At 47.5% G+C, this 24,034-nt stretch carries 18 protein-coding genes and 2 tRNA genes (1 of these 20 only partly in view); 7 read left to right on the top strand and 13 right to left on the bottom strand.

What is annotated here, in order from left to right:
* Both JNC77_RS06135 and JNC77_RS06130 read right to left on the bottom strand, forming a co-directional pair.
* A partial coding sequence (locus JNC77_RS06135; protein WP_374830376.1) for a GDYXXLXY domain-containing protein occupies positions 1-347 on the bottom strand: 347 nt, incomplete at its 3' end.
* The gene (locus JNC77_RS06130; RefSeq protein WP_374830374.1) at positions 344-1,474 is read right to left on the bottom strand and encodes a DUF2157 domain-containing protein; all 1,131 of its coding nucleotides are present in this window, start codon (positions 1,472-1,474) and stop codon (positions 344-346) included. The genes JNC77_RS06130 and JNC77_RS06135, both read right to left, overlap by 4 nt.
* 275 nt (positions 1,475-1,749) lie before the next feature.
* On the opposite strand from JNC77_RS06130, the gene JNC77_RS06125 reads away from it, so the two are divergent.
* Complete coding sequence (locus JNC77_RS06125; RefSeq protein ID WP_343800003.1) at positions 1,750-1,896, top strand: DUF1127 domain-containing protein; 147 nt, start codon at positions 1,750-1,752, stop codon at positions 1,894-1,896.
* 281 nt (positions 1,897-2,177) lie between these two features.
* Complete coding sequence (trmFO, locus tag JNC77_RS06120) at positions 2,178-3,584, top strand: methylenetetrahydrofolate--tRNA-(uracil(54)-C(5))-methyltransferase (FADH(2)-oxidizing) TrmFO (protein ID WP_374830371.1); 1,407 nt, start codon at positions 2,178-2,180, stop codon at positions 3,582-3,584.
* A 77-nt stretch (positions 3,585-3,661) separates the two neighbouring features.
* Here trmFO and JNC77_RS06115 read toward each other — a convergent pair whose 3' ends face one another.
* The 6 genes from JNC77_RS06115 to JNC77_RS06090 form a co-directional block, all read right to left on the bottom strand.
* Complete coding sequence (locus JNC77_RS06115; protein ID WP_374830557.1) at positions 3,662-4,501, bottom strand: phytoene/squalene synthase family protein; 840 nt, start codon at positions 4,499-4,501, stop codon at positions 3,662-3,664.
* Position 4,502: 1 nt separating this feature from the next.
* Entirely contained in the window at positions 4,503-4,892 is a 390-nt protein-coding gene (locus tag JNC77_RS06110; protein WP_374830369.1) for an Mth938-like domain-containing protein, read from the bottom strand.
* 1 nt (position 4,893) lies between these two features.
* Positions 4,894-7,176: a protein translocase subunit SecDF gene (secDF, locus tag JNC77_RS06105; RefSeq protein ID WP_374830367.1), complete on the bottom strand. Its 2,283-nt coding sequence runs from the start codon at positions 7,174-7,176 to the stop codon at positions 4,894-4,896.
* A 103-nt stretch (positions 7,177-7,279) separates the two neighbouring features.
* Positions 7,280-8,408 (bottom strand): peptide chain release factor 2 gene (gene prfB, locus JNC77_RS06100; RefSeq protein WP_374830365.1). Its coding sequence is split into 2 segments (ribosomal slippage): positions 7,280-8,338 and positions 8,340-8,408, totalling 1,128 coding nucleotides; the frame shifts between segments, so codons are not numbered across the junction.
* Between the two features lie 123 nt (positions 8,409-8,531).
* On the bottom strand, positions 8,532-10,997 hold the full coding sequence (locus JNC77_RS06095) for a penicillin-binding protein 1A (RefSeq protein ID WP_374830363.1): 2,466 nt from the start codon (positions 10,995-10,997) through the stop codon (positions 8,532-8,534).
* A 384-nt stretch (positions 10,998-11,381) separates the two neighbouring features.
* Positions 11,382-12,587 carry an N-acetylmuramoyl-L-alanine amidase family protein gene (locus tag JNC77_RS06090; RefSeq protein ID WP_445482840.1) on the bottom strand — a complete coding sequence of 402 codons (1,206 nt, stop codon included), beginning with the start codon at positions 12,585-12,587 and terminating at the stop codon, positions 11,382-11,384.
* A 520-nt stretch (positions 12,588-13,107) separates the two neighbouring features.
* Here JNC77_RS06090 and JNC77_RS06085 point away from each other — a divergent pair.
* On the top strand, positions 13,108-13,368 hold the full coding sequence (locus tag JNC77_RS06085) for a hypothetical protein (protein ID WP_374830361.1): 261 nt from the start codon (positions 13,108-13,110) through the stop codon (positions 13,366-13,368).
* Positions 13,301-16,279: an Rne/Rng family ribonuclease gene (locus JNC77_RS06080; protein ID WP_374830359.1), complete on the top strand. Its 2,979-nt coding sequence runs from the start codon at positions 13,301-13,303 to the stop codon at positions 16,277-16,279. The genes JNC77_RS06085 and JNC77_RS06080 overlap by 68 nt, the downstream gene beginning before the upstream one ends.
* Before the next feature lie 135 nt (positions 16,280-16,414).
* On the opposite strand, the gene JNC77_RS06075 is transcribed toward JNC77_RS06080, so the two are convergent.
* The 5 genes from JNC77_RS06075 to JNC77_RS06055 form a co-directional block, all read right to left on the bottom strand.
* Complete coding sequence (locus tag JNC77_RS06075) at positions 16,415-17,188, bottom strand: amino acid ABC transporter ATP-binding protein (RefSeq protein ID WP_374830553.1); 774 nt, start codon at positions 17,186-17,188, stop codon at positions 16,415-16,417.
* A 50-nt stretch (positions 17,189-17,238) separates the two neighbouring features.
* Positions 17,239-18,396, bottom strand: a complete 1,158-nt coding sequence (locus JNC77_RS06070) for an amino acid ABC transporter permease (protein ID WP_374830357.1) — start codon at positions 18,394-18,396, stop codon at positions 17,239-17,241.
* Positions 18,397-18,398: 2 nt separating this feature from the next.
* A complete protein-coding gene (locus JNC77_RS06065; RefSeq protein WP_374830355.1) occupies positions 18,399-19,592 on the bottom strand; it encodes an amino acid ABC transporter permease in 1,194 nt (397 codons plus the stop codon).
* 431 nt (positions 19,593-20,023) lie between these two features.
* A complete protein-coding gene (locus JNC77_RS06060) occupies positions 20,024-21,073 on the bottom strand; it encodes an amino acid ABC transporter substrate-binding protein (RefSeq protein ID WP_374830353.1) in 1,050 nt (349 codons plus the stop codon).
* A 353-nt stretch (positions 21,074-21,426) separates the two neighbouring features.
* Entirely contained in the window at positions 21,427-22,161 is a 735-nt protein-coding gene (locus tag JNC77_RS06055) for a phosphatase PAP2 family protein (RefSeq protein WP_374830351.1), read from the bottom strand.
* Between the two features lie 175 nt (positions 22,162-22,336).
* Here JNC77_RS06055 and JNC77_RS06050 point away from each other — a divergent pair, with 175 nt between their 5' ends.
* The 3 genes from JNC77_RS06050 to JNC77_RS06040 form a co-directional block, all read left to right on the top strand.
* Positions 22,337-23,509 (top strand): cystathionine beta-lyase, encoded by a 1,173-nt coding sequence (locus tag JNC77_RS06050; RefSeq protein ID WP_374830349.1) that lies wholly within the window; start codon positions 22,337-22,339, stop codon positions 23,507-23,509.
* A gap of 188 nt (positions 23,510-23,697) precedes the next feature.
* Positions 23,698-23,774, top strand: a tRNA-Pro gene (locus JNC77_RS06045).
* A gap of 197 nt (positions 23,775-23,971) precedes the next feature.
* Positions 23,972-24,034: transfer RNA gene (locus JNC77_RS06040), tRNA-Pro, on the top strand (it continues 114 nt past the right edge of the window).

The raw sequence follows: 24,034 nt of genomic DNA, 5'->3' as shown, positions 1-24,034 counted from the left end.
TTGATCTGCACCTCGTCAGCGCTCAGATCATCAAAGGGTTTTATGGATGCGCGGCTCATATGCCAAAGACCGTCATCACCTTTTTTAACCGCCACATAAACATCGCCGCTATAATTATCCGTTGCATCCTTAACAGCGCTTTGAGCAAATTCTGAAAAATCGTAACCTAAGATAACATAATCACCACGCATCAAATCGCGCGGATCAACCCGGCTCGTCTGCACGACAATATCCTGCCCGTAGCGCAAGATCTGTGCACGCTTTTCAATGCCCGCAAACAAAACACCGGTTTGCAACAGGGCTGTCACAACGGCTGCACCATAAAGATATTTAGCGCTCATTTTCATGGTCGCACCTCTGTTTCCATCTCGCTATGACCTGAAAGACGGCGCTCCATACGGCGTACAAATACAGCCAACAACAGCACCAAAACACCTGAACTCAAGAAGAAACCGGATGTACCGATCATTGTGCCGATTGTTTCAAAGGCCAGATAGAGAACTTGCCCTGAAAATGCGAGATAAACCAGCCAGCGCAAGCCGCCATTGTTACGACCACACATGACAAGCGCACCAATGCAAAGAGCAAAAATAATGATACTATAAAAGAGGATATGCGGCTGCTCGTAATTATTAAGGGCCATACTGTGCGCCTGAAATGCCAAAATGGCACCAAGTACGCCCAAAAAACCATAACTGGCCAAAGGACGGGAAAATCGTGTCAGACGTTCCAAAGTCACATGTGAAAAACCATCGGCAAACATTAAAGCCGCACCGATTGCCAGCAATATCCACAATACAAGCTGATGTTCGTTTTCGGCATAGAGAAGCCCGAACCACACCAATGTGAAGATACCGACCAGATGACCGGTAATGCGCGAATGGGTAAAATATGCAGCCAATGCACCTGTTAAAGCTAAAGCCGGAACGATATAAAAGCCCGATTGATTAAGCAGGGCATCATAATTATACTGGGCAGAGGCAAAGACATAAAAGGCGGCAATAAACATCGCCAACGCACTCATTACCGACTCACGCAGCAAAAATGCCGAAACAAAAACACCGCATGTCCATAACAGTGTGGCAGAGGCTTCGTCCCCGGACATATGATACATCTGTCCAACCATAGCGATGCCCGCACCAAATGTTGCGGCACCAATAATAAAAAGCGCTTTGGAAAAGACTACATCATCTTTAAGGCGCCGCCAAACGCCGCCGATATAGCAAACCCAAATGATCGCAAAGACAGAAATAACCCGCACGATACGCGGAATTTCCTGCCAGTTAGCTGCAATTAAAAGGATAACGGCTGCACCAAGCAAAAGACCGCCGATGGTTGCCAGTACCGTTCCCAAACCAATACCTGAACGGCGCGCATGTAAATCGCTGAGTAATTTTCCAGCCGTGTCATTATCGATTAGCCCCTGCTCTTTCCAACTGGAAATGAGCTTTTCAACCGACATAGAAAAAGACAAAGGCAGACCCTTTCGCTGATGTATTTATTACTTAGCTATAATTAGCGACCACAGCGGAGTCGATGTTAAAGTGAGAAAACCTTATAAAAAGCAGTTATTCAAAATATGGCCGAAACTTCTATCTAACTTATCCTTGTGACCAAATGATGTTTTCTGAAATGCATGGCTTGCAGGGCTGCTATGCAAACCTGTCTCTCCCAATTTTAAATATATGGCCTATATATAACTCATCGATCAAACACTGATCTACAGTAATTCAATCGGAGACAGAAGAAATGAACATTATGCGCTCATTCAATAACTGGCGCCGTTACCGTTCGACAGTTGCAGAACTCAGCATCTTGAGCAACCGCGAACTCAATGACCTTGGAATTTCTCGTTCAGATATTCCATATGTAGCCCGCCAGGCTAACAAACGCTAATAATACTCAAGTAAATACTTGTCTATTTACAATAATTCACTGCTATATATACTCCTCCCTATTATAGCAGTTTCGGGTTAGCGACCCTCCTCCCACGCTAGCCTGACAGAAATAATGCCCGCCATACACAGTATGGCGGGCATTATTCGTTTGGTGCTTCTTTAAGCCTTATAACAAGTGATTAGTCTTCGAAAACTTCGTTTCAAAAAACTGCCTGCACATTGCGCAAAGCAGATTTGTGGTGATTGCTGTATATAACGAAAGGGAGTAAGAACACTCCCATGTCAAACACAGTTTCTCACTCCCCAATTCATATTATCGGCGGCGGACTTGCGGGTTCCGAAGCTGCATGGCAACTGGCTGAAGCCGGCGTTGCGGTTATCATTCATGAAATGCGCCCGCTGCGAGGCACAGATGCCCATAAAACCGATCATCTGGCCGAGTTGGTTTGTTCCAACTCTTTCCGTTCGGATGATGCAGAAACCAATGCTGTCGGCGTCCTGCACGCCGAAATGCGCATGGCTAATTCTCTTATCATGGCTTGCGCTGATGCCAATCAGGTGCCGGCAGGCGGTGCGCTTGCGGTTGACCGCAATGGTTTTTCACTAGCGGTGACTCAAAAGCTTGAAAAGCATCCGCTCATTACCATTGAGCGTGGCGAAGTTTCCGGCTTGCCACCGCAAGAATGGGGCACAACCATTATCGCTACCGGCCCGCTGACAGCCGCATCGTTGGCGGATGCCATTGCAGCTGAAACGGACACCAATGCACTGGCATTTTTTGATGCCATTGCTCCCATCATTCATTTTGACAGCATCAATATGGATGTCTGCTGGTTCCAGTCCCGCTATGACAAAGTAGGTCCGGGCGGAACAGGCAAAGACTATATCAACTGCCCAATGGATAAAGAGCAGTATGAAGCCTTTATCGCAGCTCTTATTGGCGGTGAAAAGACCGACTTCAAAGAGTGGGAAGGCACACCTTATTTTGACGGTTGCCTGCCGATTGAAGTGATGGCCGAGCGTGGGCCGGAAACGTTGCGCCACGGCCCGATGAAGCCGATGGGGCTGACCAATGCCCATAACCCGACGGTTAAGCCTTATGCTGTTGTGCAATTGCGTCAAGACAATGCACTGGGCACACTTTATAATATGGTCGGCTTCCAAACCAAGCTGCGCTACGGCGATCAGACCGCTATCCTGCGGATGATACCCGGCTTGGAAAATGCCGAATTTGCACGCCTTGGTGGTCTGCACCGCAATACATATTTGAACTCACCAGTGCTTCTTGATGGTAAATTGCGGATGAAATCCCGCCCCAACTTACGCTTTGCCGGTCAGATCACCGGTTGTGAAGGCTATGTCGAATCCTCTGCAATCGGCTTGCTGGCCGGGCGCTTTACTGCCGCAGAAGTATTGGGCAAGGCGTTGGATGTTCCGCCATTGACAACCGGTTTCGGCGCCCTTCTCGGTCATATTACCGGTGGACATATTATCAGCGACGAAGAACCGGGCAAACGCTCATTCCAGCCGATGAATGTCAATTTCGGCCTTTTCCCACCGGTTGAGGTGGTTAAAACCGAAGGCAAACGCTTGCGCGGTAAAGAAAAAACCATAGCCAAAAAACGTGCCATGAGTGCGCGCGCATTGGAAGATTGGAAAAACTGGTTGGAGAAATCAGCACGTTAAGCTGGTTGATCTTCAGTAAAATTAAAAGAAGCATGATTGTTACCGATCACGCCTCTTTTTTATAAGTACTGATAAAATTACCCTAATAAAGCAGCCTTCATCATCGTCCATTGGCGGCGCAAAGGCGGAATATCGCTGATTTGCGTCGGTACACTTGCAGCATTGCGCGAAAGTGCCCGTAAATAGACCGGTACCAGACAGACCGGCAGAAAAGCGGGTTTCAAAGTTGCGGGCATTGAACGGGAAGCTTTTTTATAAGCAACATAATGCTCATCCGCCAAAGCAATTATTGCACTCACCAAATTGGTGAGTGCTTGCTGCTGTTCTGATCCAAGATAAGTCTCTGCATTCAATCCGACTGCCTGCAAAATATCAGCAGGCATATAAATCTGGCTTCGTGCACGGTGAAGCGGCATCAAGCGCAACAAACCGGTAATGCTTTGCGCCACACCTGCATGCCCCGCAGCTTCGCTAAATTGTGGTGCTCTGTCCGCATCAAGAATGAGGGCGGCCATTTGAATGAGTACAGATGCTGTCTCGCCGCAATAGCCCTCCAAATCATGACGCGCAGGCATCGGATCGTTATAAAGATCGAAAATACGCGCTTCACAATAAGCGTCAAAGACATGGATCGGCAATGAATAGCGCTTGATCGCTGCCATTAAAGCCGCAGCTACAGGATGGCTTTCTGTTTCGCCATGCCCCGCCCCATTGATCAGATCACGCCACCATTGCAGCCGCACTTCGCCAGGTAGCGCGTCCTTTGCCACATCACGGATACGAGCAATTTCTACATTGAAAGCATAAAGTGCCGCTAATGCGCCCCTTTTTTCTTCCGGTGCGTAGAGCAGTGACAAATAACGGTCTTTATCGGCCTGCCGCACCAAATCCAGACAATAAAGTTCATTATCCTGCATATCAGTCAACAGCAATCAGGGCTGCCGCCACAGCACGGTCTTCGGCCAACAGCACATTATAGGTGCGCACAGCCGCACCGGTGCTCATCGGATCAGATGAAATACCGCTGGCGCGCAAAAGATCACGCACATCCGCCGGGATACGGCGCAAGTCCATGCCTGTGCCGACCAGCAAAATTTCGATATCAGTTGCCTGTTCAAGAATGAGCTTCAAATCATCTTTTGTCAGCAAAGGCGGCGCGTTAGGTTCCCAGCCATGCACACCGCTTGGCAAACACATGATTGAACCGCGATGTGACATCTCGGCAAAACGGAAGCCGCCATTGCCATAAGCGTCAATGGGCGCACGTCCGGGGAAATGCGCCTCTCGCATCTGAATGCCGGAAGACATATCAGCTCTCCAAGTTTAATGACTGCGCCAGCTCGTCACTCATATCATCATCACCATCCTGACGTTCGCTGCGCGGCTTCAAACCAAACTGCACCAGCAACGGACCGGCAATGAAAATGGAAGAATAGCTGGCCACAATAATACCAACACTGAGTGCCAGCGCAAAGTTGCGGATATCTTCACCGCCGAAGACATATAGCGGCACATGCGCAAGGAATGTCACGAAGGACGTTAAAATAGTGCGTGACAATGTCTGATTGATCGATGCATCGATAATTGCCGGCAATGGCGCACTTTGATAACGGCGCAAATTTTCACGGATACGGTCATAAATTACAATCGTATCATTGAGTGAGTAGCCGATAATGGTCAAAATAGCCGCGACACTCCAGAGATTGAACTCCATGCCGAAGATGATGAACATACCGGCCAAAATGATCACATCATGCACTGTTGCAATCACCGCACCAAATGCAAGCTGCCAGCGGAAGCGCAACCAAACATAGATAAAGATGCCAAGCAGTGAAAGAATAACCGCCAAAATGCCGGCATTGCTCAACTGTTCAGAAACCGTTGGCCCCACCACTTCGACACGCTGGAATGTGTATTCTTTGGCAAATTCATCACGCAGCTTCACTGCAATCGTCTGATCAGCCTCATCGCCAACTTCCTGACTGCCGATCAGCACAAGAGCAGAATTGGCATCTTCGGTCGGTATCACCCGGGCACTTTCAATGTTGAGATCGGCCAGACGTTCGCTAATGTCAACGAGATCGGCGTCACCTTGGCGTGCCTGCAATTCAACCATGGCACCACCACGGAAATCGACACCGTAATTGAAACCGACATTGACAAAAAGTGCCAGCACGATTGCACAAGCCAAGACCGATACACCAAGCGTCAGAAACTGCAAACGCATGAAAGGAATGCGGGTAACGGTCGGCACCAGTTTGAGGCGACGTTTTGGCACCTCTTTAGGCTTCATGATGCGTACCCATTGCGAAATCAGCAAGCGGGTAAAAGTCAAAGTCGTGAAAAGTGTGGTTGCAATACCAATGGTAACCGTCAAAGCAAAACCATAAACAGCACCACTGCCTAAAATAAACAGTACAACAGCTGCAATCAGCGTCGTGAGATTTGCATCAATGATCGTTGAAAGCGCACGGTAAAAGCCTGATTCCATGGCTTGTACCACGGAATAACCATGACGGCGGTCTTCACGCACACGCTCGTAAATCAACACATTGGCATCAACAGCCATACCAATAGTCAGCACCAGACCGGCAACACTCGCCATACTGACCGAAGCACCGATAATCGACAAAATCGCAGTCAGCAAAATAATGTTGACCGCCAAAGCGATCATCGCCAAAACGCCCAATGTGCCATAAGAAAGCACCATGAAAAGCCCGACCAGAATGGCTGCCATCACTGCTGCAACGATAGCAGCACTGGCATAATCCGCGCCAAGTGCCGATGTAATGGTACGCTCCTCAAGCACGCTCACGCTTGCCGGTAATGAACCTGACCGCAATACGACCGCAAGGTTTCCCGCGACCTGATAATCAAATGAGCCGGTCAGCTGCAATTCATCTGCATCAATTTTTGCCTGAATAGCCGGCGCAGATATAACCTGATGATCAACAACGACAGCAAATGCACGACCAATGCTTTTTTCAGTCAGTGTTGCCATCGCCGCACGGCCTTCAGGGCTGAGCTTGATATTAATCACTGCCGTTTTGCCGTCAGTGGCATAATCAGCCTGTGCATCCAGAATATCGGCATCCGTCAATGCCGGTTTCTTTACCAACAAATAGCCAACCGGCGGATCGTCAAAAGAATAGACAACGATATCACCTTCCGGAGGTGTGCCGCGGATTGCATCATTGGGTGACATACTCGCATCCACCTCGTGGAAGGTGACTGCCCCATCAACGCTCAAGATATCTTTAAGTAGCTGAATGTCGTAAATGCCACGCACTTCAACCAGAATCTGGCCTTTGCGCTCTTTTTCCACCAAAGCATCTTCATAGCCCATTTCTTTTAAACGGCTGGTCAAAACTTCAACCGTTTGGTCAACGACACGGTCTGATGTTTTCGAAGATTGAATGATGAGACGCGAGCCACCCGACAAATCAAGATCGAGCGACACCTGCTTTTTCGGCAGGAAATTCGGCAGCCCGTCTAAGGTATCACGCGAGAAAAGATTGGGTAAGGCAAGAATAACGCCGATAAAGACGACCAACCAGATCAGAGCGGCTTTCCAGCGCGAAAAATAGAGCATGAAACTGCGAATCCATATTTGTCAGATGCACATGATGCAGGGCGAAACAGCACTATGCAATCCCGCCCCGCAGCACAAAAACCAGTTCAATAACCTTCAGTGGTTAGTCGATATCTTCAACCACCACGTCACTGCCGCTGATGCGATGGGCGAGTGCTGCTTCCATGAAAGGTGTAACAGCGCCGTCCAGCACCTCCTGCGGATTGGTGCTTTCAACACCGGTACGCAGATCTTTAACCAGCTGATAAGGCTGCAATACATAAGAGCGGATCTGGTGTCCCCAGCCGATATCGGTTTTGGAAGCCGTCATCGCATTGGTGGCTTCCTCACGTTTTTTCAGCTCTTCTTCATAAAGACGAGCACGCAACATCGACCATGCAGTTGCACGGTTTTTATGCTGTGATCGTTCCGACTGACACTGAACCACAATACCGGTTTTGATATGGGTAATACGAACAGCCGAGTCGGTTGTGTTGACGTGCTGACCACCGGCACCTGATGCACGATATGTATCAATACGGACGTCGGCTTCGGTCACATCCACTTCGATATTGTCGTCGATAGCCGGATAAACCCAGATACTGGCAAATGACGTGTGGCGACGCGCATTGGAATCGTAAGGCGAAATACGCACCAGACGATGAACACCGGATTCGGTTTTCATCATACCGTAAGAATTGTGCCCTTTAACCAGCAGTGTCGCTGATTTGATCCCTGCTTCTTCACCATCGTGAATTTCAAGCAGCTCAACCTTACGACCGCTTTTTTCAGACCAGCGCGTATACATACGCAGCAGCATCGACGCCCAGTCCTGACTTTCCGTACCGCCGGCACCGGCATGAACTTCCACATAAGTGTCGTTCGCATCGGCTTCACCAGACAGCAGCATGTCAATCTGACGCTTCGCAATGTCGGTTTTCAACGCACGGATTGCATCTTCGGCATCGGTGATAATCGACTTATCACCCTCTTCTTCACCCATCTCGATCAGCTCAATGCTGTCATTCAAAGTCTGGCTCAGATATTTGATACCATTGATGCTGTCTTCAAGCTGCTGGCGCTCACGCATCAGCTTTTGCGCTTCCTGAGCATCATTCCAAAGGGTTGGATCTTCTGCGCGCTGGTTTAAATAACCCAGCCGTTTAATAGACTGATCCCAGTCAAAGATGCCTCCTCAGCAGGCTTATGGCCTGCTTGATTTCGTCGACTAAGCTTTCAATTTCAGCGCGCATTCGCTTTATAATCCTTATCTATTCTCAAAACCCGGAGCGAAATTTCGCTCCCATACTTAACTCACCAAACAAATGATGAGGCAACATAGTCGCCCCATCAAAGCCTGTAAAGAATTTGCAACTTTAATACAATCCACCGGAACCGGAAGACAGCGCCCGTGTCGCCTGCGGTGAAGACGGAGCAATTGGTGAACCTTCCTGGAAATCATCCATGCCGATTACGGAATAAGAATCAGCTGGGCCTGTTCCCGGTTTGAAGGCTTCCATAAATGCATCACCGGAACCGGCAGCAATACGCATACCTGTGCGACGGTTGATCGGAATCATCATCATGCCTTCCGGCACTCGGAATTCCGATTTTGGCTTACCGACGAGCGCTTGCTCCATAAAGTTTTTGAAAACCGGAACCGCCAGCACACCACCAGTACTGCCACGACCAAGCGGGGTCGGATTGTCATAACCGATATAAACGCCAACAACGAGATCAGGTGTAAAGCCCACAAACCAGGCATCTTTTTCATCGTTAGTGGTACCGGTTTTACCAGCAACCGGACGCTTCAAGTCCTGCAAGACACGTGCGGTACCACGTTGAACAACACCTTCCATCATGGAAGTGATCTGATAGGCGGTCATCGGATCAAGCACCTGATCACGATCATCAATCAATTCCGGCTCATCCTGATTTGACCATGTCTCGGCATTACAGTTTTCACATTTCCTGCTGTCATGCTTGAAAATTGTTTTACCATAACGATCCTGAATACGGTCAATCATCGAAGGTGTAATGCTGCGTCCGCCATTGGCCATCACCGAATAACCGGTAACCATACGCAAAACAGTTGTTTCACCCGCACCAAGCGACATCGACAAAACCGGCATCATCTTGTCATAAATGCCAAAACGCTCGGCATATTCGGCAACGACATTCATGCCCATATCTTGCGCGAGGCGTACAGTCATCACGTTACGTGATTGTTCGATACCATAGCGCAATGTCGACGGGCCCGAAAATTTACCTGAATAGTTTTTAGGAGCCCAAACACCCAATGAGCCGCCTTGATTAACTTCCAACGGCCCATCAAGCACAACTGAAGCAGGCGTATAGCCATAATCAAGTGCTGCCGCATAAACGAAGGGTTTGAAGGAGGAACCTGGCTGACGGTAAGCCTGTGTCGCGCGGTTGAATTCAGATTCGGAGAAAGAGAATCCGCCACTCATTGCCAGCACACGTCCGGTATGCGGATCCATCGCGACGAGAGCGCCTTCGACTTTCGGCGGCTGTTGCAGACGGAAAGCTGTGTCGCTGTCTTTATTGCGCGAAACATAGACGACATCGCCCGCTTTAAGCACACCTTCAGGTGACTTGGCGCTGGTGCGTTTGCCGCCGATATTTATAACGCGCATAGCCCATTTCATATCATCAGCGGCAATAAAGCCTTGCTTGCGTTCTTTTGAACGTGCACCTGAAGCCTCACGCGCCGGCTGCAACCCAATATCTGCGCCAGCCGCTGAAACATTAAGCACAACCGATAACTGCCACTCCGGCACATCGGAGAATGCCGATATCTCGCCAAGCGGAATACCCCAATCTGAACCAAGCTCAATATGCTTATATGGTCCGCGATATCCGCGCGCTTCATCATAACGCAAAAGTGCTGCCTGCAACGAATTACGCGCCATCACCTGCAATTTCGGATCAAGGGTCGTTCGAACCGACAAGCCACTTTCATAAAGGGCTTTGTCACCGTATTTGGCGATGATCTGGCGGCGTACTTCCTCGGTAAAATATTCTGACGAAGCAAGATATTTCGAGGTCTGACGAATATTGACGTGCAGCGGCTCAGCCTTAGCCGCTTCTGCCTCTTCCATGGTGATATATTCGTTTTCAGCCATGCGATCGATCACATAATTGCGTCGCTCAATAGCACGTTCAGGTCGGCGGAAGGGATGATAATTGGCCGGGCCTTTCGGCAGTGCTGCCAGATAGGCCATCTCAGATATAGATAATTCACCAACCGCTTTATCATAATAAGTAAGTGCTGCGCCCGCGATACCATAAGCGCCCATACCAAAGAAAATTTCGTTCAAATAAAGTTCAAGAATGCGATCTTTGGAATAGGCCTGCTCAATACGCATGGCCAAAATTGCTTCCTTGATTTTGCGATCATAGGTCTGTTCGGTGCTCAGGAGGAAGTTTTTTGCCACCTGCTGCGTAATTGTCGAGGCGCCTTCAGGGCGGCGACCACTGCCAAGACCTTTGACATTATTGACCATTGCGCGGGCAACGCCGCCAACATCCACACCATTATGCTGGTAGAAGTTCTTATCTTCAGCAGAAATGAAAGCAGCTTTCACACGATCCGGTACAGCCTGAATCGGCAGGTACAAGCGACGTTCTCTGGAAAATTCGGCCATCAAACTACCGTCAGACGCATGAACACGCGTCATTACAGGAGGCTCATAATTCTCCAGAACTTCGTAATCGGGCAGTTCCTTGTTTATTTTACTGATAAAAACCGCAACGGCACCAGCAACCATAAGCATGAAAACGGCACCAATGCCGAAGAAATAACCGATAAGTCGTACCATAAACCCGGAATCCTACCTTCCGTATCACCAAACAGCCAGTATCAAAAAAGCCAGTCAGTTTCATTTCCGTCACATGCATTTTTATCATGTGTTATCGTTTACATCCAAAAACACAATTGCGGCATGTTCACGACACTAAAAGTTGGTAGTGAAGGGCAATTACGTCAAAGGCAAGATCATTTATAAAGATTTAACCTAAAATTACGAACTTCAAATCACTTTATCTGCCGGATATGCAAAATTGCAGCATTTTACAAAATCGCCTGCGATAAATTATCATACATGAACAATAGTTTATTTCAGGTGAAGCTTAAATCACACATAAAAAAAGAAATCAAAACGGCACCTGTTTTTCTGACCAATATTACAATGGCCTGTCAGCTTTCAGGGAATCGGTGACAGGTTCTTTTTCATGATAGAAAAATGCTTGATAGCAACAACCAAACGTTCGGCAAAAAGTTTGCGCCATTCCGGATCGGTAATCAACTTTTCATCTTCTTTGTTCGACAAATAACCCATTTCCACCAATACGGACGGTACATCGGGCGCACGTAACACCTGAAAACCGGCAAAACGATGCGGATTATTGATAAGGCTGACCTCCCCCTCCAATGACTGCACAACTTTATCGGCAAACTTCAGTGAGAAGCCGTGCGTTTCACGGCGCGTCAAATCCAGCAAAATATCAGTGACCTCAGGTAAATCGTCAGGCACAATACCGGCAAATTCATCCGATCTGTTTTCACGCTCCGCCATTGCACGCGCGACTGAGTCAGATGCTTTATCAGAGATTGTATAGACAGTTGCGCCACGGATGTAATGTTGCGGCACGCTATCGGCATGGATGGAGATGAAAAGATCAGCCTCATGTTGACGAGCCAGACGAACACGCTCACCAAGACGTAAAAAAACGTCTTCATCGCGTGTCATAAATACCTGAAAATCTTTTTCTTTTTTTAAACGATCACGCAAATCCCTTGCAAACGCCAGTGTAACATCTTTTTCTTTCAAACCGCTGATACCCTCGGCACCACTATCAATACCGCCATGTCCGGCATCCAGCATGATGGTGAATTTTTTAGCAGCCTGTTGCTTTTCACGGCTCATTTTGTCTTGCGCAGCCTGTGCGGGCGTTAATGCACTTTGACGGTTCTGTTCAGCCAGATCATCCGCAAACTCCCGATCTGATGTTGCAATAATATCGACAACCATACGATAGCCGAGCGCGTTTTCATTTTTGATCACATCAATATTTTCAAGCTTGAATGGACCAATAAGCGATAAAATCAAACGCGAACGCCCCTCACCTGCCAAACCATAACGCACTGATGAGACAAGCCCACGCGGGGTTAAGGATTTTTCATCAAAACCGAAGCGCGTTTCATTCAGTTCCAATACCAAACGATGCGGCTTGGCAAACAAGATCGGCATGACATCCGGTTTTTCATCAAACATCACGACAATGCGTGTGCGTAGCTCATCTCCGGCCATACGAAATGTTAAAGCAGAAACAGGTGCAGCCAATACTGATTGAACGCCCAGAACAAAAATGATTCCAAGGCTAAAGAACAATCCTAAAAAAGAACGCATTATCATACCATAATCGATAGAGGCTCAGCCAACCGCCGCCCAATATTTGAAAATAAGCAATTGCCCATTTTTAACTCTGTTAAAGAAAGCTTATGTCCAGATTTCGGCAAAAATCACACGCCAAATGAATTATTAAAGACTAAACGCAATGTAGTTAATCTTTTATGTAATTAAGTTTTTTAAAGGTAATCTGCAGCTCTCAACCTGTCACTTGAAGGGTTATGTAAAATATTCCTTCTTGTCATGAGTGAAAACAGGTCATAAAAGCATAGTTAGGTTTCGGTTTTGCCCGCAGAATCAAAGTCCTGAAATAACTGGTGAAAGCAGTTATAACTCGGACTTTCCGCGCAATGGGCGATCATCATCGCCAGCCGTACCCGTACAGGATTTTGCGGTTCACCCCGCTTTTTAATTGGACGACAGCGTCATTATTCAACGTGGTCGCCAGCTCTTAACAGGGCAAACAAGGTCGGCCTGGCATTTCCAGGTCATTTTTTAGGTCGTTTCGTTCGGAACAGATATGGGTCAAAAAAGACCAATCAATAACAGGCAGGAAACCGCGATCGCCGCAAGGCAGTTACGCGTAGAAGCCTTATTGACTGTTTCGAAGAACCTCGAACCATCCGACAGACGCACTCTTGAGCGAGCAACCAAAGATTTGGTTCTCTTGCGCCCCTTTGATGTGCGCCGCGTTGTCGGCAGGAAAAACAAACATGTTAAACAAGATGCTTATCGATGCCTCTCACCCGGAGGAAACGCGCGTTATCGTTACGCGGGGTAATAAAATTGAAGAATTTGATTTTGAATCCGAGCATAAAAAACAACTTAAAGGCAATATTTATCTCGCCCGCGTAACACGCGTCGAGCCATCCTTACAGGCAGCATTCGTTGAATATGGCGGCAATCGCCACGGCTTTTTGGCATTTTCAGAAATTCATCCTGATTATTACCAAATCCCTGCTGCTGACCGTCAGGCTTTGATGGAAGCAGAAGCTGCGGCAGCAGCCGCCAATGCCGACAATGATGATGACGATCATGATGAGCAGCCGCAAAATAATGCGCAAGGTTCACGCTCAGATCGTCATGATCGCCGCCGTGGCAATCGCCGTCGCAACCGCCGTCATGACAATGGAGCGGCAAAAAATGCTGTTCCGGCAGCAGAACCAGTCGGCCCTGCTTTTGTTGACTATGTGCCCGGCACACCGGCTGTTCCGCATGCGATCCATTTGGAAAGCGTGTCAGAACCTGCTGATGATTTCATTTCAGGCAATCATGATGATGACGATCATGACAGTGACGATGAAAATGACACCGTCGAATCTGTAGGTTCTGAAGATGCGATGGAAGAACTGCCAACGCATAACCGCGTGCATCGCCGTCAATACAATATTCAGGAAGTGATCAAACGCCGCCAGATTTTGCTGGTTCAGGTGGTTAAAGAAGAGCGCGGCAACAAAGGCGCAGCTCTTACCACTTATCTGTCACTTGCCGGACGTTATTCCGTTTTGATGCCTAACACGGCACGTGGTGGCGGTATTTCGCGCAAAATCACCAATATTCAGGATCGCAAGCGCTTAAAAGATATCGTCAAAGAGCTGGAAGTGCCGCAGGGCATGGGCGTCATCTTGCGTACTGCCGGTGCCAACCGCACCAAAGCAGAAGTGCGCCGTGACTATGAATATCTGATGCGTATGTGGGAAAATGTACGCAATCTGACATTGCAATCAGTGGCACCTGCTCTCGTTTATGAAGAGGGCAGCCTGATTAAACGTTCGATTCGTGATCTTTATAATAAAGATATCAGCGAAATTCTTGTTGCCGGCGAAGAAGGTTATCGTGAGGCAAAAGAATTTATGCGGATGTTGATGCCGAGCCATGCCCGTGTGGTGCAGCCTTATCGTGAACAATTGCCAATCTTTGCCCGTAACGGCATTGAAGCGCAATTGGATCGTATGTTGCTGCCGCAAGTGACGCTGAAATCGGGCGGTTATATTATTATCAACCAAACCGAAGCGCTGGTGGCAATTGACGTAAACTCCGGTCGCTCAACGCGCGAAAATTCCATTGAAGAAACAGCGCTCCAGACCAATCTGGAAGCGGCAGAAGAAGTTGCGCGTCAATTACGTCTGCGCGATCTCGCCGGCCTTATTGTCGTTGACTTCATCGATATGGAAGAAAAACGCAATAACCGCGCTGTTGAAAAGAAAATGAAAGACTGCCTGAAAGATGATCGGGCACGTATTCAGGTCGGACGTATTTCGCATTTCGGTTTGCTGGAAATGTCGCGTCAGCGCATTCGTGCATCTGTTCTTGAAAGCACGATGCAGATTTGCCCGCATTGCGGTGGCACAGGTCATATCCGCTCCGATTCTTCGATGGCGCTGCATGTTATCCGTGCCGTTGAAGATTATCTGATGCGTAATAGCGGCTATGATATTTCCGTTCGCACACCTGCGGCGACCGCCCTTTATGTCTTGAATCACAAGCGCCAGCTTTTATCCGATCTGGAAGCCCGTTTCGGCCTCAACATCCATATCAATGCCGATGAATCTGTTGGTGTGCAAAATCTGGTTATTGATAAAGGTACACCTTCAACCCGTCCAATCACTATGCCTGCCCTGCAACCGGCAGACTATTATGATGATGGCATTGAAGATCCTGAATTGCCGGCTGAAGCTGACGAGATCGAAGCTGAAGCAGAGTTGGTTTCCTCCGACAAGGAAGAAACCAACGGCAATGACAATGATCGCCGCCGCCGCCGTCGTCGCCGTCGCCGTGGCGAGCGTGATAATCACGCCGACAGCCATGATACAGACGCACAATCCGATGATGAAAATGAGCGTGATGGCCACGCAGATCATGCCGCTTCCAGTGGTCATTCAGACGATGATCAGCGTAAAAAACGCCGCCGTGGCCGTCGTGGCGGACGTAAAAACCGTCGTGATGACGGACATTACAACAACCTTCCGGCAGCGGAACTGATCGGTGACTGGACAGAATTGTTGGCCGCCGCTGAAGCTAAACGCCAAGCTGCAAAAGAAGCTGCGGAAAAGGCAAGAAATGTTCCGCCAGCGGAACCTGTTCCGGGCCCTGCACCTGTAGCCGCAGTGACTGTTGAAGCGAGTGTCAGTGCAAAGGTTGAGGCAGGCAAGCCAGAAGCAACCAAGACTGTTGAAGCTGCTCCCATTGCTGAAAAGAGCGAAGAAAAGACGAAAAAGCCTGCTCGTCGCCGCACTACAAAAGTTAAAACCGCTGTGACTTTAGAAACAGCCCCTGTTGCGGATGAGAAAGCTGAAGCTGTTGAGGTTGTAAAAACCGCTGAAGTTTCGACAGAATCCGTTGCAGAAGATGTCGTTGCAGAAGAAAAGCCTGTTCGTAAACCGCGTGCACGCAAAACGGCGGCCAAAGATAAAGCTGCTGAAAAAGCTCCGGTTGAAGCAGCTGAAAAATCAACCCGTAAACCACGCACACGCAAGACTAAAGCTGAGGATGCAATTGAAGCTCCTGAGAATGTTCCAGTTGTTGGTGCTGATGAACCTCAACAACAGCCAATTGTAGAAACAGTTGAGCCGATTACTGTGCCGGTAAATCAGCCGCAGGAAACGTCGCAGCCGGTGATTACATCCAGCGACAATGAAGCAGCACCGGCAGCCAAGCGGTCGGGATGGTGGCAGAAGAAGAGCTTCTTCTAAGAGATGTTCTCTTCTATCTAATAAATTAAAAAGCCCCCTGTGTTTCACACGGGGGCTTTTTTTACACCCATCCAAACACTAATAAAAAAAGCGCCTTTTGAAATGGCGCTTTTTCTAATTTGATATGACAGACAATTAATGCAAAATCTGGCTCAAGAACAATTTGGTGCGTTCATGCTGAGGATTATCAAAGAATTCTGCCGGTGCATTTTCTTCAACAATCTGCCCCTGATCCATGAATATAACCCGATTTGCAACCTGACGGGCAAAGCCCATTTCATGGGTCACGCAAATCATGGTCATGCCTTCTTCAGCCAGGCCAACCATTGTATCCAGCACTTCCTTGATCATTTCCGGATCAAGTGCAGAGGTTGGTTCATCAAACAACATCACACGCGGGTTCATACATAAAGCGCGGGCAATCGCCACACGTTGCTGCTGCCCACCGGATAATTGCCCCGGATATTTATGGGCCTGCTCCGGAATTTTGACGCGTTCCAGATAGTGCATTGCCACTTCTTCGGCCTGTTTTTTCGGCATTTTACGCACCCAGATCGGTGCCAGTGTGCAATTTTCCAAAATTGTCAGATGCGGAAACAGATTGAAGTGCTGGAAAACCATGCCGACCTCACGGCGCACCTCATCAATTTTCTTCAAATCATTAGTAAGCTCTGTGCCGTCTACAATAATCCTGCCTTTTTGATGCTCTTCCAAGCGATTGATACAGCGGATCATGGTGGACTTACCCGAGCCGGAGGGGCCAGCCACCACAATACGTTCTCCCCGCATCACTTTTAAATTGATGTCGCGCAGCACATGAAACTCACCATACCATTTATGCATATGCTCAATTTCAATTGCCACTTCGGTTTTAGAGACCTGCATCTTGGGTGTCTCACCGATAGCCATTTCAGCCACTTTATTATTTGGTTGTGCATTCATAACCGTTATTCCCTCAATTATCGTTTGTGGCCGGTATCAAGGCGGCGTTCCATAAAAATAGAATAGCGCGACATACCAAAACAGAAAATCCAAAAGACAAAAGCGGCGAAGACCAACCCCGTCAACGGTGTTTGCGGTGTCGCCCAATTCGCATCCGAGAAATTCTGTCTCACGATCCCAAGCAAGTCGAACATACCAATAATGTAAACAAGACTTGTATCTTTGAATAGTCCGATGAAGGTATTCACAATGCCCGGAATGACCATTTTCAAAGCTTGCGGCAATATAATCAGGCCGGTTTTATGCCAATAACTCAAGCCCAGTGCCTCAGCGCCTTCATATTGGCCTTTTGGTATAGCCTGCAAACCACCGCGCACAACTTCAGCCATATAAGCAGATGCAAATAAAGCCACACCGATAAGCGCACGCATCAACTTGTCGAAACTTACCCCTGGCGGCAAAAATAATGGCAGCATAACACTTGCCATGAAGAGCACTGTCACCAGTGGCACACCACGTACGGTTTCGATAAAAATAATAGAAATCGCTTTGATGACCGGCAGATTGGAGCGTCGCGCCAAAGCCAGCAAAATTCCAAGTGGCAGCGAAACCGCAATTCCGACAAAGGAAAGCACAAGTGTTACCAGCAGCCCTCCCCATAATGGTGTTTCCACATAGGAAAGACCAAAAGCACCGCCAACCAGCAAAATGAATGCCACAACCGGAAAGATTATGAAAAACAAAATGGCATTGGCAACTTTGTGTTTGATTGCCGGAATCATCAAAGGCGCCAACAACACGACAAAGAGTGCCGCTGTCAGATTAACACGCCAACGCTGATCAATTGGATAACGACCATAAAGAAACTGCTGATATTTGGCCTGGACAAAGGCCCAACACGCACCGCTCCAGCCCTCTGCCAGTTCACCGCCTTGTGCAGTGGTAAGACAGGCAAAGCGATCAGACCCCGTCCACACAGCATCGATAAACAGCCAGCGGATTAATGGTGGCCCCGACCACCATAATACCAATATGGCAAGAATTGTCAGCACAGTATTCACCGGCGTGGATAAGAGATTGACACGCGCCCAAGCCCATAGACCTGCATTATTTTCTGGCGGATATTCCTGCGGTGCCAGATTTTCACGCACATAAAGTAAGTTTTCTCTGGTCATATTCAGCGCTCCACCAAGGCCATTTTGGCGTTAAACCAGTTCATAAAGCCGGAAGTCAGCAAACTGATACCGAGATAGATCACCATCCAAATCGCCACAACCTCAATCGACTGACCAGTCTGGTTAAGGATTGTTCCTCCCACGGCGACAAGATCCGGATATCCGATTGCGATCGCCAATGACGAGTTTTTCGTCAGGTTCAGATATTGGCTGGAAAGCGGCGGAATAATAATGCGCATGGCTTGCGGTATAATGATCAGCCGCATTGTTTGGCGTGGGCGCAGGCCTAAAGCTTCGGCTGCTTCCGATTGTCCGCGGCTGACACCTAAGACACCGGCACGCACGGTTTCTGCGATGAATGACGCCGTATAGAAAGACAAAGCCAGAAAAAGCGACATGAATTCCGGCTTGATTTGTGCGCCGCCACTTAAACTAAAAGTGCCAAGTTTGGGATAATCAAAGCTTAAGGGCATGCCAAGAGCCAGAAATGCCAATAAAGGCAGACCAATCACGAAAGCGAGATTGAACCATAATGTGGGGAATGATTGACCGGTTTGAATACGACGCTTACGCGCCCAGCGGCTTAATAAAAATGCTGCGACTATGCCGATAAGACATAAACTGCCGACAATACCAGCACCTTCACCCCATACCAATGACGGAAAGAAGAAACCGCGATTGTTCAGATAAGTATTGAACGGCAGCTCCAGGCTTTCACGTGCCTGAGGCAGCACCGACAAAACGCCGAAATACCAGAAAAAAATCACCAATAAGGGCGGTATATTACGAAAAACCTCCACATAGACGGTGCAGAGTTTTCTAATCAGCCAATTGGGTGACAAGCGTCCCACACCGACCAAAAAACCAACGACTGAAGCAACGATAATGCCTAAAAAAGCGACATAAAGAGTATTTAGAAGACCGACCAACAGCGCCCGGCCATAGGTAGAATCATTATTATACGCAATCAGCGACTGGCTAATATCAAAGCCTGCCCGCCCTCTCAAAAAAGCAAAGCCGGATGCAATATTGGCTTTCTGCAAATTGGCAACCGTATTGCCAACAATCCAGTAAATAAAGCTGACAACCGCAATAAAGACCAAAGCCTGATAAAAAATACCACGTATGCGTGGATCATAAAGCAATGATCCACGCCCGGGCTGTATCGTATTTTGCACTATTGAACCTGAGGTCATTTATTTCCCCACAGATGTTGTGCGGAGGAGCCAGATGATAGGCAGCAGAACCTGCCCCGGTCAAAGCTCTGACCAAGTCAAACCAGCAATCCCCGCCAGCTGTCGACTTAAAAAAATAAGTACACAGCTTGAAATATGATAATGATCTGCAATTACCAGAAGAAGACGGCCTGCTTTATTTCAAGCCTCTAGCCTCATATCGAGTTTGTATTTGTTATGCTTATGCATGATCAATAGCATCTGCATATTACAAAGATGAGGCATTACTCGACCTCGCCGGCAAAACCCGTGTTTCAATACAAATTTCACTCTATCAATAAGCCACAATAAAAAACGCGGGCGTTCAGATCATTCCTTTAGCGCGGACTATGACCGTATCACTCACATTAAAGCGATACGGTCAGCCCTTCGCATGCACTCAAATCCGCGACTTAACGGATAGGCATACCATATTGCAAACCACCTTTGGTCCATTGCGCATTGACGCCACGGGCAATCTTCAACGGGCTTCCTGAACCGATGTTACGGTCGAATACCTCACCATAATTGCCAACGCTCTTGATGATTTTCACAACCCAATCATTTTCGAGCCCCAGATCGGTACCAATTTTAGTATCAGCTTCAGTGCCGAGCATACGCTTGATTTCCGGGTTGTCCGAGTTTTTCATCTCGTCAACATTCCCCTGATTAATGCCCATTTCTTCAGTATCGAGCATGGCATAGTGCACCCAACGAACTACATCCGCCCATTGAGAGTCACCTTGGCGAACTGTTGGCCCCAAAGGTTCCTTGGAAATGATTTCCGGCAAAACAATATGATCGTCCGGATTGGAAAGTCGCAAACGAATGGAATATAAGCCGGATTGGTCTGTGGTGTAAGCATCACAGCGGCCTGCATCATAGGCCGAATTCACCTCATCCACTTTTTCAAATACAACCGGATTATATTCCATTTTGTTGGCACGGAAATAATCAGCCAGATTGAGTTCTGTCGTGGTTCCGGCCTGAACACAAACAGATGCGCCTGAAAGCTGGAGAGCCGAGTTGATGCCTGCCAATTTCTTGGCATTGATCATAAAGCCCTGACCGTCATAATAATTAACGCCGGTAAAATCGAGACCCAAAGATGTATCACGCCCAATAGTCCAGGTCGTGTTACGGATAAGTACATCCACCTCACCCGATTGCAAAGCAGTAAAGCGTTCTTTTGCATTAAGCGGTGTAAATTTAACCTTTGTCGGATCACCAAAAATAGCAGCCGCTACGGCACGGCAATAATCCACGTCAAAGCCTGTCCACTCCCCTTTGTCATCCGGAGAAGCAAAACCAGTAAGACCTGTATTTACGCCACATTGCAGAAAGCCTTTTGCTTTAACATCATCCAATGTGCCAGCAAATGCAGTACCACCGATCAGTACCGCTGAAAAAGCGGCACCCGCTACAATTTTTCCCAATACGCTCTGATGAATATTTTTTTTCATTTGGTATTTAACCTTTTTATTATTTTCCCCACGAACAACCCTTTGAGCGTACCGTTTTTAAAAATTACCGGTAATTGCCCTTAACCGTTACGGGTCGATCCTTTCACCATCTCATGGAAGGCGATAAATCGCCAGTGGTCAAGAGATTTCGTGTTAAACTTTCTTATAATAAATCAAACAAAACCCTACCAATTCAAGGGGAATAAGTATTTTTTCAATTTCAATCCGCCCAATTTCATAAAATTGTTGCTTTAAATTATAACCGTCAAAATCATCACAAATTCATATAGATACATCACATAAACAGATTGAAACATGCATTTCCATCCCTAAAAATTGGAGGGAAACGCATGTTATTTTTTATTTATTTCTGGTGGCGCAATAATATTTCTCAATTTCAAAAAATTATACAACCACAGGCTGACAATGACTCCAATTGTAAATCCGGCCAGAATATCGGTCGGATAATGGGCGGCAACAATCACACGGCTAAATGTCAGCAGAAAACAAAGCGGTACAGTTACCCAACTCAGCAGCGGAAGAAATTTAAGTGAAAACACAATTAAAATACCGGCCATCATCGCATGACCGGAGGGGAAACTGAGATAAAGATAGCTTCCAGTCAGTGGTGCAAAATATTCCGGCCCCACTTGTTCAATCAAATGCGGACGCGCCCGACCAACAAGATATTTGATCAAAGTCACCGGAATGCTTGAACAAATAATTGCAAAGAAAAGATAAATTCCAGCCTCACGTCCTCGCACAATGAATGTCGAGGCAACTTGTCCAGATTTTTTCTTCAGATAAAAAGTGCTGCCCCCCCACATAAGCACACCCAGAAGCAACCAGTAAACCGACTTTATCATATTGGTTGATGCGGCCATCACATGTTGAAATTTTGTCGTATGTTCCGACCATGCTATGCTGATTTGCGCGTCGAACGGATGCACAAGCAGTAAAGCCACAGGCAAAACACACAAAGTCCAGGTCATGGGTGCCGTCCAGCCAGAAGGGCGAGGCTTTTTCAAAATAGCAAAAAAATTCTTGTATACCTGATTTATTGAAAATTGAGATACCTTAACATTCATAAATAATGCCTTATAAAAAATTATATTTCACTTCGCAGCGGCGCGTATCAACCGTTCCACATCGTCATAATGATGGCGGTTATAAAAAATAAAGCAAATCGCTGTCCTTTTTTACTTAGCTATGCACAATCGCTATCAGATTCATGCAAACTTCAATAGCCGAGGCATAACTTCCATGACCAGCAAAGACAAATCACAACATCTTGGTATTCACACCCGCCTTGCACATGATGGCTATAATCCGCGTGATTATCATGGGTTTGTGAATCCTCCGGTTGTGCGCGCTTCTACCGTTTTGTTTCCCAATGCTCAGAGCATGATTGATGGCAGCCAGGAATACACTTACGGCACCAGAGGCACACCGACCACAAAAGCCCTTTGCGAAGCCATCAATGCCCTTGAAGGTTCAGAAGGCACTATTTGTGTGCCATCCGGCCTTGCCGCTGTCACCGTCCCTCTGCTTGCCTTTTTAAGTCCGGGCGATCATGTGCTTTTTGTTGATTCCATCTATAATCCTACCCGTCATTTTGCTGATACAATCCTTAAAAGGCTCGGTATCGAAGTGGAATATTATTCGCCTGATCTGGGAGCAGGTATCGAGAAACATTTCAAAGACAACACCAAGGTTGTTTTCACGGAATCACCTGCCTCCAATACATTTGAAATCCAGGATATTCCGGCCATCGTGGAAGCCGCGCACGCTCGTGATATTATTGTGATGATGGATAATACCTGGGCAACACCGGTCTATTTCCGTGCGCTTGATTTCGGCGTGGATATTTCCATTCATGCCGCGACCAAATATCCGTCCGGCCATTCAGATTTATTATTCGGTACAGTCTCTGCCAATAAACGCTGCTGGCCGCAATTATTAGAAACACACGGAACGATGGGGCTGTGCGTTTCCGGCGATGATGCATATCAAGTTCTGCGCGGTTTACGCACGATGGGAATCAGACTTGAGCATCATCATAAGAGTGCGCTCACTGTCGCCAATTGGCTGGACAAGCATCCGCTTACCGGCGAGATTTTGCACCCTGCCTTGGAAAACCATCCGGATTATGCGTTGTGGAAACGTGATTTTAAAGGCGCATCGGGTGTTTTCTCTATGGTTCTTGCCAATAAAACAGACGAAGACGCTCGTAGATTCGTCAATGCCCTGCAAATCTTCGGTCTAGGCTATTCATGGGGTGGCTATGAAAGCCTTGCCGTGGTCGTCAATATTCAAGATCGTAAAGTTGCGCGCAACAATTACGGAGGTGCAATCATCCGTCTGCAAATCGGATTGGAAAATCCGGAAGATTTAATTGCCGATCTGGAGCGTGGATTCGCGGCACTCGAATCATAAAAGCCTTTATAATCTGATATTTGTCATGAATTTCTCTTCCGCTGAGGTTATTTCCATAGCGGAAGAGACGCAAAAAGAGACGCCAAAGCAATCGCTGTGAAAAAATTGGCATTTTTTCTTTTAAAATCCTGCTTTAGGGCTTGCCAACAGAGAAACGAGCGCTTATTAAGCCGTCATTCGCAAGATAGCGGAGCGTAGCGCAGTCTGGTAGCGCACCTGATTTGGGATCAGGGGGTCGCAGGTTCGAATCCTGCCGCTCCGACCATCATTTAAAAATTAAGCGAAAACCTCCCCAACTTCTTTTAAATTTGATGTTCATCTAAGCGGCATGATAAAATATATTGATGCAATATTCTTTTGTTAATTCAGCAGCTTAAAAAGATAACTTTTCTTTTAAAAGATAGATTTAGGGCTTGCAAAGTGTAACGCTTACCCTTATTAACACAGTCATTCGCAAGATAGCGGAGCGTAGCGCAGTCTGGTAGCGCACCTGATTTGGGATCAGGGGGTCGCAGGTTCGAATCC

It is taken from the genome of Paenochrobactrum pullorum (assembly GCF_041929845.1).
Taxonomy (GTDB): Bacteria; Pseudomonadota; Alphaproteobacteria; order Rhizobiales; family Rhizobiaceae; genus Paenochrobactrum; species Paenochrobactrum pullorum.
Note: the sequence above shows the minus strand (reverse complement) of the source record. Positions and strands in the feature narration are given on the sequence as shown.

Bases quoted from the DNA above. Each gene is read 5' to 3' on its own strand.
- JNC77_RS06125 (WP_343800003.1), top strand. From the start codon at position 1,750: ATGAACATTATGCGCTCATTCAATAACTGGCGCCGTTACCGTTCGACA.
- trmFO (WP_374830371.1), top strand. From the start codon at position 2,178: ATGTCAAACACAGTTTCTCACTCCCCAATTCATATTATCGGCGGCGGA.
- JNC77_RS06115 (WP_374830557.1), bottom strand. From the start codon at position 4,501: ATGCAGGATAATGAACTTTATTGTCTGGATTTGGTGCGGCAGGCCGAT.
- JNC77_RS06110 (WP_374830369.1), bottom strand. From the start codon at position 4,892: ATGTCTTCCGGCATTCAGATGCGAGAGGCGCATTTCCCCGGACGTGCG.
- secDF (WP_374830367.1), bottom strand. From the start codon at position 7,176: ATGCTCTATTTTTCGCGCTGGAAAGCCGCTCTGATCTGGTTGGTCGTC.
- JNC77_RS06095 (WP_374830363.1), bottom strand. From the start codon at position 10,997: ATGGTACGACTTATCGGTTATTTCTTCGGCATTGGTGCCGTTTTCATG.
- JNC77_RS06090 (WP_445482840.1), bottom strand. From the start codon at position 12,587: ATGCGTTCTTTTTTAGGATTGTTCTTTAGCCTTGGAATCATTTTTGTT.
- JNC77_RS06085 (WP_374830361.1), top strand. From the start codon at position 13,108: ATGGGTCAAAAAAGACCAATCAATAACAGGCAGGAAACCGCGATCGCC.
- JNC77_RS06080 (WP_374830359.1), top strand. From the start codon at position 13,301: ATGTTAAACAAGATGCTTATCGATGCCTCTCACCCGGAGGAAACGCGC.
- JNC77_RS06075 (WP_374830553.1), bottom strand. From the start codon at position 17,188: ATGGCTATCGGTGAGACACCCAAGATGCAGGTCTCTAAAACCGAAGTG.
- JNC77_RS06070 (WP_374830357.1), bottom strand. From the start codon at position 18,396: ATGACCAGAGAAAACTTACTTTATGTGCGTGAAAATCTGGCACCGCAG.
- JNC77_RS06065 (WP_374830355.1), bottom strand. From the start codon at position 19,592: ATGACCTCAGGTTCAATAGTGCAAAATACGATACAGCCCGGGCGTGGA.
- JNC77_RS06060 (WP_374830353.1), bottom strand. From the start codon at position 21,073: ATGAAAAAAAATATTCATCAGAGCGTATTGGGAAAAATTGTAGCGGGT.
- JNC77_RS06055 (WP_374830351.1), bottom strand. From the start codon at position 22,161: ATGAATGTTAAGGTATCTCAATTTTCAATAAATCAGGTATACAAGAAT.
- JNC77_RS06050 (WP_374830349.1), top strand. From the start codon at position 22,337: ATGACCAGCAAAGACAAATCACAACATCTTGGTATTCACACCCGCCTT.